General features: G+C 66.6%; 17 protein-coding genes. 9 read left to right on the plus strand and 8 right to left on the minus strand.

Going from position 1 to position 13,375, the window contains the following annotated elements; all coding sequences use genetic code 11:
* The first annotated feature begins 9 nt into the window (after positions 1 to 9).
* The 3 genes from AAEP80_RS18435 (at position 10) to AAEP80_RS18445 (ending at position 1,606) form a co-directional block, all read left to right on the plus strand.
* The gene (locus tag AAEP80_RS18435; protein ID WP_420365466.1) at positions 10 to 702 is read left to right on the plus strand and encodes a helix-turn-helix domain-containing protein; all 693 of its coding nucleotides are present in this window, start codon (positions 10 to 12) and stop codon (positions 700 to 702) included.
* A gap of 241 nt (positions 703 to 943) precedes the next feature.
* Complete coding sequence (locus tag AAEP80_RS18440) at positions 944 to 1,111, plus strand: hypothetical protein (protein WP_420365467.1); 168 nt, start codon at positions 944 to 946, stop codon at positions 1,109 to 1,111.
* 69 nt (positions 1,112 to 1,180) lie between these two features.
* Entirely contained in the window at positions 1,181 to 1,606 is a 426-nt protein-coding gene (locus AAEP80_RS18445) for a PRC-barrel domain-containing protein (RefSeq protein WP_420365468.1), read from the plus strand.
* Between the two features lie 84 nt (positions 1,607 to 1,690).
* Here AAEP80_RS18445 and AAEP80_RS18450 read toward each other — a convergent pair whose 3' ends face one another.
* Complete coding sequence (locus AAEP80_RS18450) at positions 1,691 to 2,626, minus strand: serine hydrolase domain-containing protein (protein ID WP_420365469.1); 936 nt, start codon at positions 2,624 to 2,626, stop codon at positions 1,691 to 1,693.
* Between AAEP80_RS18450 and AAEP80_RS18455 the strand changes: the two genes are divergently transcribed.
* Both AAEP80_RS18455 and AAEP80_RS18460 read left to right on the plus strand, forming a co-directional pair.
* The gene (locus tag AAEP80_RS18455) at positions 2,559 to 2,945 is read left to right on the plus strand and encodes an SdpI family protein (RefSeq protein ID WP_420365470.1); all 387 of its coding nucleotides are present in this window, start codon (positions 2,559 to 2,561) and stop codon (positions 2,943 to 2,945) included. The genes AAEP80_RS18450 and AAEP80_RS18455 overlap by 68 nt on opposite strands.
* A gap of 74 nt (positions 2,946 to 3,019) precedes the next feature.
* Positions 3,020 to 3,448 (plus strand): hypothetical protein, encoded by a 429-nt coding sequence (locus tag AAEP80_RS18460; protein WP_420365471.1) that lies wholly within the window; start codon positions 3,020 to 3,022, stop codon positions 3,446 to 3,448.
* Positions 3,449 to 3,845: 397 nt separating this feature from the next.
* Here AAEP80_RS18460 and AAEP80_RS18465 read toward each other — a convergent pair whose 3' ends face one another.
* A complete protein-coding gene (locus AAEP80_RS18465) occupies positions 3,846 to 4,469 on the minus strand; it encodes a hypothetical protein (protein ID WP_420365472.1) in 624 nt (207 codons plus the stop codon).
* A gap of 135 nt (positions 4,470 to 4,604) precedes the next feature.
* Here AAEP80_RS18465 and AAEP80_RS18470 point away from each other — a divergent pair, with 135 nt between their 5' ends.
* The 3 genes from AAEP80_RS18470 (at position 4,605) to AAEP80_RS18480 (ending at position 6,351) form a co-directional block, all read left to right on the plus strand.
* Positions 4,605 to 4,967, plus strand: coding sequence for an ArsR/SmtB family transcription factor (locus tag AAEP80_RS18470; protein ID WP_111058245.1), 363 nt, complete (start codon positions 4,605 to 4,607; stop codon positions 4,965 to 4,967).
* 209 nt (positions 4,968 to 5,176) lie between these two features.
* A complete protein-coding gene (locus AAEP80_RS18475) occupies positions 5,177 to 6,043 on the plus strand; it encodes a cation diffusion facilitator family transporter (RefSeq protein WP_420366893.1) in 867 nt (288 codons plus the stop codon).
* Positions 6,044 to 6,063: 20 nt separating this feature from the next.
* Complete coding sequence (locus AAEP80_RS18480; protein WP_420365473.1) at positions 6,064 to 6,351, plus strand: antibiotic biosynthesis monooxygenase family protein; 288 nt, start codon at positions 6,064 to 6,066, stop codon at positions 6,349 to 6,351.
* Between the two features lie 68 nt (positions 6,352 to 6,419).
* Here AAEP80_RS18480 and AAEP80_RS18485 read toward each other — a convergent pair whose 3' ends face one another.
* From AAEP80_RS18485 to nrdH, 6 genes are all read right to left on the minus strand, one after another.
* Positions 6,420 to 6,905, minus strand: coding sequence for a GNAT family N-acetyltransferase (locus AAEP80_RS18485; protein ID WP_420365474.1), 486 nt, complete (start codon positions 6,903 to 6,905; stop codon positions 6,420 to 6,422).
* 60 nt (positions 6,906 to 6,965) lie between these two features.
* Positions 6,966 to 7,250 carry a hypothetical protein gene (locus AAEP80_RS18490; RefSeq protein ID WP_413601018.1) on the minus strand — a complete coding sequence of 95 codons (285 nt, stop codon included), beginning with the start codon at positions 7,248 to 7,250 and terminating at the stop codon, positions 6,966 to 6,968.
* Between the two features lie 502 nt (positions 7,251 to 7,752).
* The gene (gene nrdF, locus AAEP80_RS18495; protein ID WP_281265710.1) at positions 7,753 to 8,754 is read right to left on the minus strand and encodes a class 1b ribonucleoside-diphosphate reductase subunit beta; all 1,002 of its coding nucleotides are present in this window, start codon (positions 8,752 to 8,754) and stop codon (positions 7,753 to 7,755) included.
* A 100-nt stretch (positions 8,755 to 8,854) separates the two neighbouring features.
* Entirely contained in the window at positions 8,855 to 10,960 is a 2,106-nt protein-coding gene (nrdE, locus tag AAEP80_RS18500; protein ID WP_420365475.1) for a class 1b ribonucleoside-diphosphate reductase subunit alpha, read from the minus strand.
* Between the two features lie 17 nt (positions 10,961 to 10,977).
* Positions 10,978 to 11,394 carry a class Ib ribonucleoside-diphosphate reductase assembly flavoprotein NrdI gene (gene nrdI, locus AAEP80_RS18505; protein WP_281265712.1) on the minus strand — a complete coding sequence of 139 codons (417 nt, stop codon included), beginning with the start codon at positions 11,392 to 11,394 and terminating at the stop codon, positions 10,978 to 10,980.
* 101 nt (positions 11,395 to 11,495) lie between these two features.
* Positions 11,496 to 11,729, minus strand: a complete 234-nt coding sequence (gene nrdH / locus AAEP80_RS18510) for a glutaredoxin-like protein NrdH (protein WP_022904483.1) — start codon at positions 11,727 to 11,729, stop codon at positions 11,496 to 11,498.
* A gap of 388 nt (positions 11,730 to 12,117) precedes the next feature.
* Between nrdH and AAEP80_RS18515 the strand changes: the two genes are divergently transcribed.
* On the plus strand, positions 12,118 to 13,323 hold the full coding sequence (locus tag AAEP80_RS18515; RefSeq protein WP_281265713.1) for an MFS transporter: 1,206 nt from the start codon (positions 12,118 to 12,120) through the stop codon (positions 13,321 to 13,323).
* Positions 13,324 to 13,375 lie beyond the last annotated feature (52 nt).

The following is a 13,375-nucleotide window of genomic DNA, read 5'->3' on the forward strand; positions in this document are numbered from 1 at the left end:
GATGGTGGCATGTCCTCCGACGACCGGCCCGCCCGTATCGGCAGACCCCGTGTCGTCCCGGACACGGCGTCCGGACTGAGCCCTCGCGACCAGATCCTCGACGCCGCCGCGGCCCTCTTCGTCGAGAACGGCTTCAGCGCCACCTCGACCCGGGCGATCGCCGAGCGCGTCGGGATCCGACAGGCGTCGCTGTACCACCACTTCGCCGGTAAGGACGAGGTGCTCGTCGAGCTGCTCGCGACCTCGGTCCGCCCGAGCCTCGACGTGGTGCGCGGCCTCGAAGAGCGTGTCCCCGGCTCCGTCTCCGCCGCGGGTGCCCTCGCCGCACTCGTCCTCATCGACATCGACACACTCGCCCGTACGCCCCACAACATCGGGACGCTCTACCTGCTGCCGGAGGTGCAGGGCGACCGGTACGAGGGCTTCCGTGCCGACCGCCAGGAGCTCCGGGACGCGTACGGACGGCTCGGTGCCCTGGCCGCGACGGACGACATCCGTGGAGCGGTACCGCCCGAGCTCATGGGCGGCATCCTCATCCAGCTCGCGGAGACCGTCATCCAGTTGCGCCGCACCGCGGAGGTCGACGAGCAGGCGCGTGAGGCGATCACGGGCGCGTGCCTGCGTGCGTGCGGGCTCGTGGCCGACGCCGTCGACGACGCGCGACGGGAGGCCGATGCGCTGCTCGCTGCCGCTTCGGTCTGAGCGCACGAGCAACGTTCCGCTGTCGCAGCAGTCGTCGATCGCGTCGCGTCGCTGGTGCACATGCGCGAAGCGCCAGGCGCAGGGCGTTCGGCCTCCGCATCGCGTTGGTACGGGGCTCGCCTACCGACGAGCCGAGACCGCCGTCCGGGCGGATGCGGCTAGAGTTCGAACGATCCGCTCCGAAGCCAACTCGGACGCCAGGTCGGTCATCGTCTGCGTCCGTGCGACACAGGGAGACCAGATGAACGCCAACACCCGGACCGCGCTGTGGTTCGCAACACCCGTCGTGCTGATCGCCATCGCGCTGGCGATCCTCCTGTTCGACCTGCCCGGCCTCGCGTGGCTGTCGGTCCTGGTCGTGCTCGGCATCGCAGCCGCGGTCTTCGCCGTCGCGGCACGACGACGATGACCCCGACAGCCCCGTGACGCACATCGCAATCTGACCGGCTACCGCGGGCACAGGGCGTTGACTACGCCCATGATCACCAAGAGCACGATCCACGAGATCGAGAACGCGACCGTCCGGGACCGCGACGGCGCATCGGTCGGCAAGGTCGCGCAGGTGTTCCCTTCCGACTCGGACGGCAGCGCTGCGTTCGTGAGCGTCGCGACCGGGATCTTCGGGGGTCACACCACGCTCGTCCCGGTCGAGGACGCCACGTTCGACGGCACCGACCTGCACGTCGGGTACGCGAAGAGCGCGGTCAAGGGCGCGCCCTCCCCCGGAGCCGGGAACACCCTGTCCCTCGCCGAGGAAAACGCCGTCCGCAAGCACTTCGGGCTGTCCCCCGCAGGCAAGGCAACAGGCGACATGGGCGATCCGCACGAGAACCTCGACCAGGCCGGTACCGGTCCGGCGGGCGCGGACGACACCGAGGGCGCGGGAACGACGCCGCCGGCGTGACGAAGCTCCCCACCTCGGCCGGGCTCCAGATCCGACCTGGAGGCTCGACTCGACTCCGCCAGGTGGGCCGCGTTGGTCTCCTGGTCATCCCTCAGGCGTCCGCCGCACCTCCTGCTCCACGAGCGTCGCGGCGATCCGATCAGCCGCGCCAGGAGCCTTCGCGAGCGCGTGGACCACGGCGGTGACACCACCCGCACTGGCGATCACCGCCCCCGCGGCTCGAACCTCACCGTTGATCCAGACGGACGCGCCTGCGCGCTGCCAACTCACCGTGCGAGAACGCGGAGCGCCTGGTTCGAGCGCCCAGTCGGCGTAGCGGCAGAGGTCGTCGAACGTCGACCACACCCCACCTGCCGCTGCGAACGACCCCGCACTGAGCACCCACGGCCGTATCGCGCGACCGAGGAGTCTCGGCATGACGCGATCCGACGGATCGGGCTCGAGCGCGGCCGACGTGATGCCGGCCGGCCGCAGGACGTGTTCCCGCACTGCGGCGAACCAGTCCCCGTGCACCTCGTCGAGGACGGCACCCAGGAGCGCGTACCCGAGATTCGAGTACACGTACTGCCCTCGAGGCGAGACCGGGAGCGCGGCTGCCAGGTCCAGCGGAACACCCACGGCCGAGCGGTACGGGTCGCGGAAGAGACTGTCCCGGATCGTTGCCGGCACCCGTGGCAGCCCGGAGGTGTGGTGGACGAGGTCGGCGACGGTCATCGCGGCATCGGGCACAGCGGGGAGGTAGTCCGCGACCGGTCGCTCGACCTCGAGGGTGATCGAAGCTGTCGTCCCGACGAGCCCTTTCGTGATGCTGCCCCACTCGAGCAACGATGCGTCAGCGTAGGGCCCTCGGGGCGCTCTGACGGTTCGCCAGCCACCAGTTGTACGAAGACTCCCTCGCCACAGGCCGCCCGGTACTTTGCCGTTCACACTCCAGCACGCTAGCGTCGGCGCCGTGTCGGGAGCAATGGTGTTCGCATTGATGGCCGAGATCGGCGCAGCAGTACTCGTCGCCTGGGTCACGTGGCGAGCGGCAGTCGGATCGCTGGGTCGGAACGGGTTCGCCGGGGTCCGGACCGGGATCACGATGTCCAGCGACCGGGCCTGGCGGACAGGGCACCGTGCCGCGCTGCGTCCGACGCTGATCTCCGGGATGATCACCGTCGCCTGGTGCGTGCTGAGCATCCTCATCACCCCGCTTCGTACGCCGTCGTCGGTGATCGTCGCCTCGGTCCTGCTCGTGGGCGGAGCCCTCCTGTCCATCCCAGCGGCACACAGGGCCGTGCGCCGAGCATCGGGCGACGCGGTCGACACGCCTCAGCCCCCACGCCGCGATGTGTGATCGCTGAACGCCGGAAGCGAGGCGTCCAGGAAGATGAACGGGACCACGCGGACGCGTCGGTCAGAGAGGGCACCGTGACGGACACCACCAGCAACGCCGGACTGCAGGCGATGATCGCCCGCGCCGGGCAGATCACCGCCGAAGAGGCAGAGGCGCTCGACGTCACTTGGAAGGCCGACGAGGGGATCTTGCTGCCGGAACCGAGCGCATCGCTCGCGATCCAGGGAGGGGCGGACGGACGGATGGTCACGAACGCCGACCTCGTCGCCGCGTGGCAGCACGCGCTCGAAGCCGCTGGCGCTGCGGGACGCGTCGAGGAGATCGACGCCGCGCAAGAGGCCGGACGCGCGGTGCGGCACTCGGACGCGCACCTGCGCGACCGCGCTGGCGCCGAGGAAGCCGTGCGGTCCGCGGTGCTCGCGACCGGGGTGCGTGATCTCGTCTCCGACGATGAGTTCGCCACGCTCACGGCGGCCTGGCGGAAGGTGCTCGGGGAGGTCTGACCCGTCGGACGCACCGTGGGCGGGTCTTCGCGCCAGGAACGCTCTGCTCGTCGGGCACGCCCGTGCCTCCGCGTACGAACAAAGCCTCACCGCGCAGCGCATCGAGCCCTCACCTCGGGGTCCTCCCGCCCGACAGCCGCACAGACCACGGCCGACCGGCATCAACCGATCGCGGTCCGGGATCCGCCAAGCCGTCGCCTCCTTTCCCGTTGGAGGCACACTCGACATCGCGGAGCTCGACCGACTTGCGAGGAGCGTTCGAGACGCGAGCGACACGGTCGATGAACCACCGCACTCGGATTCGTCGACGCAGACAAGCTCAGCCCGGGCTCCACCTGCAGATTGGCCCCGCCTGCGCGGGGTGCGACGCTGGACAAGCTCGGCGCATCCGAAAACCCTACGGAGCGCGCCGCTCAAGCCGCTGCGGGCGACTCGGGCTTCGTCTCAGCCGAGGATCGTTGAACGGAGAGCGCAGCCACCGGTCATGCTTCGGCCGTGGGGCTGTCGATGCAAGGTAGGTGGCAGCGAGCTGGGCGACCTCCTCGCGGTAGCGGCGTTCGACTGCGCGGTGCTGGGAGCTGCCCGTGATTCCCTGCGTCGCGTACAAATCGTCGAGCACGTCGTCGACTTCGACGAGGGCCTGCGCCGCTTCGGGACCATCGTGTCCGATGCTGTTGTGAGCCCAGGAGGAGAACTCGCGTAGGCCGAGCTCGCCGTCCAGGAAGCGCCGGCACGCGACCCGCAGGGCGAGAAGCGGGATCTCCTCACCATCTCGGTCAAGCGGTGGGACGCCGGCTTCGGTGAGGACCCTTGAACTGAGGTCGACGACATCCGCAGAAGTCGCGCTTGCATAGAGGGAGGCGAGGGCGAGCAGCGACGGGCTGTTCTGTCCTTCCGCGACGAAATCCGCCGCTAGCGCGATGACGTCGCTGCTACTGCAGAGGCCTAGTACGAGGGCCGCACCCACTTCGCGCAGGTCAGCCGTCGCAAGACGAAACAGCTCTCTCGCCTCGTCGTCCACCCGATCTCCTCACGACAGGAGTCACGCTAACGCTTCACAGCTGAGCTGACCTGCTCAAGAGTAACCAGCACGCCTCTTATGAGGATCGGCTATCGAGACCCTGCGGTCGGTCCAATGCTTGTGTACTATCTGCGTGTGCACGTAGACAAGCAGCCCTGCGGATTGAGTCCGGAATCCGAGTACGTCGAGCTCGCGGTGGAGGTATTCGCGATGCTTGCGGATGCCACCCGTGTGAAGATCATCCTCGCGCTGCGTAGCGCTGAGGAGCTGTCCGTGAACCGGCTGGCCGAGGTCGTTGACAAGAGCGCTGCGGGCGTCTCGCAGCACCTGGCCAAGCTCCGTCTCGCACGGATGGTGTCGACTCGCCGGGAGGGGACCACCGTCTACTACCGGCTGACTGACGAGCACGCGTCCGAACTAGTGATCGATGCCGTGAAGCAGGCCGAGCACGTCGTCGGCGCGGCACCGCACCACCGCGGGGAGCGGGAGAGCGCATGACCGGCCACGAGCACGCGCCGGTCCCCGCTGACCACGACCATCCCCACGGTCACGGTCACGGTCACGGTCACGGTCACGGTCACGGTCACGACCACGACCACGACCACGGTGAGCACGAGCATTCGCATCCGCACGGCGGGGTGAAGGGCTTCTTGTACGACCTGTTCGTGCCGCACACGCACGACTCGGCGGACTCGATCGACGACGCGATGGAGGCCAGCACCGCCGGTGTCCGCGCGTTGAAGATCAGCCTGTTCATTCTCTTGGCCACGACGGTGTTGCAGGCGGTGATCGTCGCTTTCACCGGGTCGATCGCGCTACTCGCGGATACGATCCACAACTTCGCAGACGCCCTGACCGCGGTGCCGCTGTGGATCGCGTTCGTCCTCGGCCGCAGGGTTGCGAACCGCCGGTACACCTACGGGTACGGCCGTGCCGAGGACCTCGCGGGCATGTTCATCGTGTTCGTCGTCGCCCTCTCCGCCGTTGTCGCCGGGTGGCAGGCCATCGACCGGTTCATCAACCCGCGGCCGATCGAGAATCCGTGGCTGCTGGTGCTGGCGGGCCTGATCGGTTTCGCCGGCAACGAGGCGGTGGCGATCTACCGGATCCGCGTTGGCCAGAAGATTGGCTCGGCCGCGCTCGTGGCGGACGGTGTGCACGCCCGCCTCGACGGGTTCACGTCGCTGTCGGTCGTCCTCGGCGCGATCGGCGTCTTGCTCGGGTTCCTGATCGCGGACCCGATCATCGGACTGCTCATCTCGGTCTCGATCATGGTCCTGCTCTGGGGGACGGTGAAGTCCATCGGCGCGCGCCTCATGGACGCCATCGACCCCGCCCTCCTGGGCAAGGCCGAGCACGCCCTCGAACACACCGCCGGCGTCGAGACGGTCCGGGACCTCCGCCTCCGTTGGGTCGGCCACCGCCTCACCGGGTCCGCCACGGTCGAGGTCACCGCAGCGTCCTTGCATGACGCCGAGCACATCGCCGAGCACGCCGCCGAGCACGTGCACGAAGCGATGGGCAACGTCGATGAGTTCACCGTCACCCCCGCCGGACACGCACATCAGCACTGACCACCATCGAGAGGAACGCAATGTCCGTCGTGAAGATCAACGCCATCACCGTCCCGGAGGGCAAGGGCGCCGACCTCGAAGCGCACTTCGTCGGCCGGAACCATGACGTCGAGCGGCAGCCCGGCTTCGAGAGCTTCCAGCTCCTCCGCCCCACCGCAGGCGGCGCCCGCTACTTCGTCGTCTCCACCTGGGCCGACGAGGACTCCTACCAGGCGTGGCGTGGCGGCCAGGCCGGCGCGCACCACGGCGGCAGCAACCCCGTTGCCACCGGTGCGGAACTCCTCGAGTTCGAGACCGTCACCCTCTAACCCTCAACCGATCGCACCCGCGGAGCACATGTCTTCGCGGGTGCTGCTGAGTCTCGATAGCCGATCGGCTATAGGACACCCGCAGAAACGGTCTTGCTGTACCAACGGTCGGAGTACGGCTCGTCATTGAAGGGCGCGACCCGCTCGTAGCCGTTCCGTTCGTACATTGCGCACGCCTCCGCGAGGGCCCCGCGGGTGTCGAGCCGGACCGTACCCATTGATCGCTGTTGACAGACCTGCTCGGCCGCGCTCAGCAGCTGCGAGCCGATTCCTTGCCCTCGATGCGACGGCACCGTGAAGACCTTGGTGAGTTCGGCCACGCTGCCGAGGAAGCGAACACCGGCGCAGCCGACGGGTTGCCCGCTTTCGACGGCGACGAGCAGCACGCCGGTGGGCCCTTGCAGATCGCCGTAGGGCTCGTCTTCGAGTGCCTGGCTCAGCTCGTCGTCTGTCGCCGTCCGCTGGTACCACCGTGCCGCGACGTCGGCCATGTACTCCCGAACGATGTCAGCTGCTAGGGCGGCGGTCGGAGCGACGGTCTCGATCGTGATCACGACATGACGCTATCCACCCCGATCATCGTCCGGTCGTCGATCGGCCATCGGGCATCGCGCTCACTCCTCGTCGGCGCGCTCCGCTCGAAGGGCTCGCCTCCCCGCGATCCGCTGTAGAAGTTTCCGTAAGAAGACGAGCTCGATCGCCACCATCACCGCCAGGCCGAACAGGGCGAAAGCGATGTGCGCTGGGCTCAAGCCGCCGCTGAGCACGATCACCGGCAAGCCGACGAGCAACGCGGCCCCGGCGATGACATTCCACCATGATGCGAGGAGCCCCGCGGGAGCATGGTTCGTGAGTTCTGGGCGGTCAGTTGGATCGGTGCGATCCCACCAGGACGTCATGCGCGTAGGCTACCCGGGCATCCATGACCGGTCAGAAGCCCGACCGCCGGTAGAAGATCAGGCGGATGCCCCTTCGGGAGCCCTCCGCTCCTGCCCGATGGCCGGTCCTCCAATGAAACCCCGTCCGCGCGGACGGCCCCAGACTCCTACGTCCCTACTCCGGCGCGAGGCCGTCGCACATAGGTGGTCCGCAAACTATCTCAGTTCACGCACGCCATACGAATCCCTCGCGGCGCACGAACGCTGAGCCAACCCCTAGTCAACGTGGCCCGTCCGTACTGCCAAACAAGGTGTCCACGCCGCTGTCTCCGCATGAGCAGGGTGCGAGAGCGAGTCGGCGCCCAAGGTCGGATGACGCGCACAACCTTGGGTACCGAGATCAGCCGGACGAGCAATTCCGGTTGACGAAGCCCAGCCAAGGCTGCGATCTGACACACACACGGACACGGAAAGCGCCCCACCGGCCGAAGCCAGCGGGGCGCTCTCGCGGGTCAGACCAGACTCAGAAGTCCCAGTCCTCGTCCTCCGTGCTCTCCGCCTTGCCGATCACGTACGACGACCCCGACCCCGAGAAGAAGTCGTGGTTCTCGTCCGCGTTGGGCGACAGCGCCGACAGGATCGCCGGGTTCACGTCCGTGGCCTCCTTCGGGAACATCGGCTCGTACCCGAGGTTCATCAGGGCCTTGTTCGCGTTGTAGTGCAGGAACTTCTTGACGTCCTCGGTCAGCCCGACCTGGTCGTAAAGGTCCTGCGTGTACTGCACCTCGTTCTCGTAGAGCTCGAACAGCAGGTTGAACGTGTAGTCCTTGATCTCCTGCTTGCGCTCCTCGGAAAGGCCCTCGAGGCCCTTCTGGAACTTGTACCCGATGTAGTACCCGTGGACGGCTTCGTCACGGATGATCAGGCGGATGAGGTCAGCAGTGTTGGTGAGCTTGGCGCGCGAGGACCAGTACATCGGCAGGTAGAAGCCCGAGTAGAACAGGAACGACTCGAGCAGCGTCGAGGCGACCTTGCGCTTCAGGGGGTCGTCACCGGTGTAGTAGTCGAGGACGATCTGCGCCTTCTTCTGCAGGTTCGGGTTCTCGACGGACCAGCGGAACGCGTCGTCGATCTCGGGCGTCGACGCCAGGGTCGAGAAGATCGACGAGTAACTCTTCGCGTGCACGGACTCCATGAACGCGATGTTCGTGTAGACCGCTTCTTCGTGCGGGGTGATCGCGTCGGGGATCAGGCTGATCGCGCCGACGGTGCCCTGGATCGTGTCGAGGAGCGTCAGGCCGGTGAACACCCGCATGGTGAGCTGCTGCTCTTCCGGCGTGAGCGTGTTCCACGACTGCACGTCGTTCGACAGCGGCACCTTCTCGGGCAGCCAGAAGTTGTTGACGAGGCGGTTCCAGACCTCGACGTCCTTGTCGTCCTGGATTCGGTTCCAGTTGATCGCGCTGACCGCGCGGATCAGGGGAACGGCCTTGCCGGTTGCGTGGACCGGATCGGTGACTGTCATTGCGTGCTTCCCGGGATGTGGTGTGGAACAACGGAGCGGACTGGAGGCTCGTGGCGGGCTCGCCACGAGCCTCCAGTCCGGAAGATGATCGCGTCAGCGATCAGAGCATGCAGGAAACGCAGCCCTCGACCTCGGTGCCCTCGAGCGCGAGCTGGCGGAGACGGATGTAGTAGATCGTCTTGATGCCCTTGCGCCATGCGTAGATCTGCGCCTTGTTGATGTCACGCGTGGTGGCGGTGTCCTTGAAGAACAGCGTCAGGGACAGGCCCTGGTCCACGTGCTGCGTCGCCGCGGCGTACGTGTCGATGATCTTCTCGGCACCGATCTCGTACGCGTCCTGGTAGTAGTCCAGGTTGTCGTTCGTCATGAACGGCGCCGGGTAGTAGACGCGACCGAGCTTGCCCTCCTTGCGGATCTCGATCTTCGACGCGATCGGGTGGATCGAGGACGTCGAGTGGTTGATGTACGAGATCGAACCGGTCGGCGGGACGGCCTGCAGGTTCTGGTTGTAGATGCCGTGCTCCTGGATGGACGCCTTCAGCGCCTTCCAGTCGTCCTGCGTGGGGATCGCGATGCCGGCGCCAGCGAACAGCGACTCGACGCGCGAGGTCGCGGGTGCCCAGACGGCGTCGGTGTACTTGTCGAAGAACTCACCCGACGCGTACTTCGAGTCGCGGAAACCGTCGAAGGTCTCCCCGGTCTCGATCGCGATGTTGTTCGAGGCGCGCAGGGCGTGGAACAGCACCGTGTAGAAGTAGATGTTCGTGAAGTCGATGCCCTCTTCGGAGCCGTAGTACACGCGCTCACGAGCGAGGTACCCGTGCAGGTTCATCTGGCCGAGGCCGATGGCGTGCGACTTGTCGTTGCCGTCCTCGACGCTGCGCACCGAGTTGATGTGCGACATCTGCGAGACCGAGGTCAGGCCGCGGATGGCGGTCTCGATGGTCTTGCCGAAGTCCGGCGAGTCCATCGTCAGCGCGATGTTCAGCGAGCCGAGGTTGCAGGAGATGTCCTTGCCGATCTCCTTGTAGGAGAGGTCCTCGTTGAAGGTCGTCGGGGTGTTGACCTGCAGGATCTCGGAGCACAGGTTGGACATGTTGATCCGGCCCTTGATCGGGTTGGCCTTGTTCACCGTGTCCTCGAACACGATGTACGGGTAGCCCGACTCGAACTGGATCTCCGCGATGGTCTGGAAGAAGTCGCGCGCCTTGATCTTCGTCTTCTTGATGCGCGAGTCGTCGACCATCTCGCGGTACTTCTCGGAGATCGGGACGTCACCGAAGGGCACGCCGTAGACCTTCTCGACGTCGTACGGCGAGAAGAGGTACATGTCCTCGTTGTTCTTCGCGAGCTCGAACGTGATGTCCGGCACGACGACGCCGAGGGACAGGGTCTTGATGCGGATCTTCTCGTCGGCGTTCTCGCGCTTGGTGTCGAGGAACCGCATGATGTCCGGGTGGTGCGCCGACAGGTACACGGCACCGGCACCCTGGCGGGCACCGAGCTGGTTGGCGTACGAGAAGGAGTCTTCCAGCAGCTTCATCACGGGGATGATGCCCGAGGACTGGTTCTCGATCTGCTTGATCGGGGCACCGGCCTCGCGGATGTTGGAGAGCAGCAGGGCCACGCCGCCGCCGCGCTTCGAGAGCTGCAGCGAGGAGTTGATGCCGCGCGAGATCGACTCCATGTTGTCCTCGATGCGGAGGAGGAAGCAGGACACGAGCTCGCCGCGCTGCGCCTTCGCGGTGTTGAGGAACGTCGGGGTCGCTGGCTGGAAGCGGCCGGCGATGATCTCCTCGACGAGGTCGATCGCGAGCTGCTCGTTGCCCTGTGCGAGGCCGAGGGCGGTCATCACGACGCGGTCCTCGAAGCGCTCCAGGTAGCGCTTGCCGTCGAAGGTCTTCAGCGTGTAGCTCGTGTAGTACTTGAACGCACCGAGGAAGGTCTGGAACCGGAACTTCTTCGAGTAGGCCAGGTCGTTCAGCTTCTGGATGAAGTCCAGCGAGTACTGGTCGATCGTCGCCTGCTCGTAGTACTCGTTCTCGACCAGGTAGTCCAGCCGCTCCTTCAGGTTGTGGAAGAAGACGGTGTTCTGGTTGACGTGCTGCAGGAAGAACTGCTTGGCGGCTTCCCGGTCCTTGTCGAACTGGATGTTGCCGTCCGCGTCGTAGAGGTTGAGCATCGCGTTGAGGGAGTGGTAGTCCATCCCCGTCGTCGGCGACGTCAGATCGACGTCTGCAACTGCTGCGTCCAAAATGCATCCAATCCTGAGTTGACCGCCTGCACGTCGTCAGGCGTTCCGAAGAGTTCGAATCGATAGAGCACGGGGACGTGGCACTTCTGTGCGATGACGTCCCCTGCGAGGCCGTACGCCTCGCCGAAGTTCGTGTTGCCGCCGACGATGACTCCCCGGATCAGTGACCGGTTGCGTTCGTCGTTGAGGAACTTGATGACCTGCTTGGGGACCGCCCCGTCGCCGTTGCCGCCGCCGTAGGTGGGCAGCACGAGGACGTACGGTTCGTCCACGTGGAGGAACGGTTCGCTCGGGTAGAGCGGGATCCGGTCAGCATCGCGACCGAGCTTCTCGATGAAGCGTGCGGTGTACCCGGACACGCTCGAGAAGTAGACGAGTCGGCTCATGGTTCGCTCCTTACGACAAGGTGCGTGGCTGACGGACCGGAGGGTGTCTGCGGGTGGTGATCCGAGCCTCCTGAGCGGGCTCGGATCGACCACCCGGCGGACTACGCCAGTTCGGCGCTGAGGGTCGCGATCTTGTCGGGACGGAAGCCCGACCAGTGGTCGTCGTCCGTGACGACGACGGGGGCCTGCAGGTAGCCGAGGCTCTTGACGTGCTCGAGCGCTGCTTCGTCCGTCGAGACGTCGTGCACTTCGTACTGGATGCCCTTGTTGTCGAGGGCTCGGTACGTCGCGGTGCACTGGACGCAGGACGGCTTGGTGTAGACGGTGACGGCCATGATCTCCCCTGGTTCTTGCTGGTTGTTTCGTGCTGTGGAGGTGGTGCTGATGCCTGTGCGCAGACGTGTCCGGGAAGGGGCCGCTGCGATGGACTCCACACTACATCTAGTGGCCGACCACGGCACCGACCACAAGAGGAAGTGTTACAGCCGTGTAGTTCTCCACAACGCCCTCCACAGTCTGTGGATTCCCGCGAGCCCCGTGATTCCGCCAGTCTGCGGCCGACCACCGACATTTCCCCACACCCGTGGACAGCCTCGATCCACATGTGTGGAATGAGCACATCGGCGTGTCGCCGTCGTGCCGGATCGGGGTCGCGGCCGACGCCTCCCCCGGACGGGTGACACCCGACCCACGGACCTCCCGTCCGGTCCGTACACTCGACCCGTGAGCGCGTACGGCAACCTGCTGAAGACCCCCGGTGTCGGCCGAGTGATCGCTGCGCAGCTCACGGCGAGGTTCCCGTTCGGGATGCTCTCGCTCGCCTACCTGCTGCACGTCGAGCACGTGTTCCACTCGTACGGATCCGCTGGTCTCGTGCTCGCGACGACGAGCGTCGGGCAGGCCATCGCCGGCCCGCTCACCAGCCGGTGGATGGGCAGCTGGGGCATGCGCCCCGTGCTCATCCTCACGAGCCTCGTCGCACTCGCCAGCATGGGCGTCATCGCATTCGTGCTGATGCCGCTGTGGGCCTACGTCGTGATCGGGTTCATCGGCGGCCTGGCCGTCCCACCCGTGCAGCCGGCCGTCCGCACCATCTACCCGAAGATGGTCACGTCGACGCAACTGACACCCCTCTTCTCCCTCGACGCGAGCGCACAGGAACTCATCTGGGTCGCCGGCCCGGTCATCACCACGTTCGTCGCGACGCAGATCGGCACGGTCGAGGCGATCGTCCTCGCGATGGTGTTCCTCGTCGTCGGCGGCGTGTGGTTCATCGCCTCCCCCGAGCTCGGCCGCGTCCGCATCCCCCGCTCGAAGCGCGCGTTCGGCGTGGTCCTCAAGCGCCCGTCCGTCGTGGTCGCCACCCTGACCGGCATGCTCCTCATCGGTGCGTGCGCCGCGGTCGAGGCCGGTGTCACCAGCGCGTTCGGCGAGGGCAGCCCGAACGCCGGCATCGTCCTGGCGATCTTCGCGATCGGCTCCCTGGTCGGCGGTCTGGCGTTCGGCCACCGTCCGATCTCGCCGAACACGCTGTGGACCCGCATGCTCATCGTCTTCATCGGCCTGGGGCTCGCCACGTTCGGCACCGGGTTCTGGTGGCTGTCGTTCGCGCTCCTCATCGCGGGTGGTGGGATCGCGCCCGCACTCGCGGTGATGTTCGGCTCGGTGTCGGCGACGGTGAAGTTCTCCGACACGGCAGAGGCCTACGGCTGGATGGGGACGGGGCAGCTCATCGGCGCTGCGCTCGGTTCCGCGGTGGCCGGGTTCCTCATCGACCTGCACGGTGCGACGGGCGGCATGCTCGTCGGGGCTGCTGCGGCGTTCGTGGGCGTGCTGCTGCCGCTGTTCGCGAAGCGGTGGCTCCCCGACCTGCGTGGTCGTGACGCGAGCCCCATCCCCGACACCGAGCCGGTGAACATCCCGACGTAGGGCGATGGCCGTTTCGCGCGTAGGAAGCGGAATCGCGCGTAGTCGGTCGGAA

Origin of the sequence: Curtobacterium sp. L3-7, from assembly GCF_048756585.1 — a bacterium.
In the GTDB taxonomy this organism is placed as follows: Bacteria; Actinomycetota; Actinomycetes; order Actinomycetales; family Microbacteriaceae; genus Curtobacterium.

What these genes read in the sequence shown, in the direction of transcription:
- AAEP80_RS18435 (WP_420365466.1), top strand. Translation starts at nt 10, where the DNA reads ATGTCCTCCGACGACCGGCCCGCCCGTATCGGCAGACCCCGTGTCGTC.
- AAEP80_RS18440 (WP_420365467.1), top strand. Translation starts at nt 944, where the DNA reads ATGAACGCCAACACCCGGACCGCGCTGTGGTTCGCAACACCCGTCGTG.
- AAEP80_RS18445 (WP_420365468.1), top strand. Translation starts at nt 1,181, where the DNA reads ATGATCACCAAGAGCACGATCCACGAGATCGAGAACGCGACCGTCCGG.
- AAEP80_RS18475 (WP_420366893.1), top strand. Translation starts at nt 5,177, where the DNA reads ATGGAGGCCAGCACCGCCGGTGTCCGCGCGTTGAAGATCAGCCTGTTC.
- AAEP80_RS18480 (WP_420365473.1), top strand. Translation starts at nt 6,064, where the DNA reads ATGTCCGTCGTGAAGATCAACGCCATCACCGTCCCGGAGGGCAAGGGC.
- AAEP80_RS18490 (WP_413601018.1), bottom strand. Translation starts at nt 7,250, where the DNA reads ATGACGTCCTGGTGGGATCGCACCGATCCAACTGACCGCCCAGAACTC.
- nrdF (WP_281265710.1), bottom strand. Translation starts at nt 8,754, where the DNA reads ATGACAGTCACCGATCCGGTCCACGCAACCGGCAAGGCCGTTCCCCTG.
- nrdE (WP_420365475.1), bottom strand. Translation starts at nt 10,960, where the DNA reads ATGGACTACCACTCCCTCAACGCGATGCTCAACCTCTACGACGCGGAC.
- nrdI (WP_281265712.1), bottom strand. Translation starts at nt 11,394, where the DNA reads ATGAGCCGACTCGTCTACTTCTCGAGCGTGTCCGGGTACACCGCACGC.
- nrdH (WP_022904483.1), bottom strand. Translation starts at nt 11,729, where the DNA reads ATGGCCGTCACCGTCTACACCAAGCCGTCCTGCGTCCAGTGCACCGCG.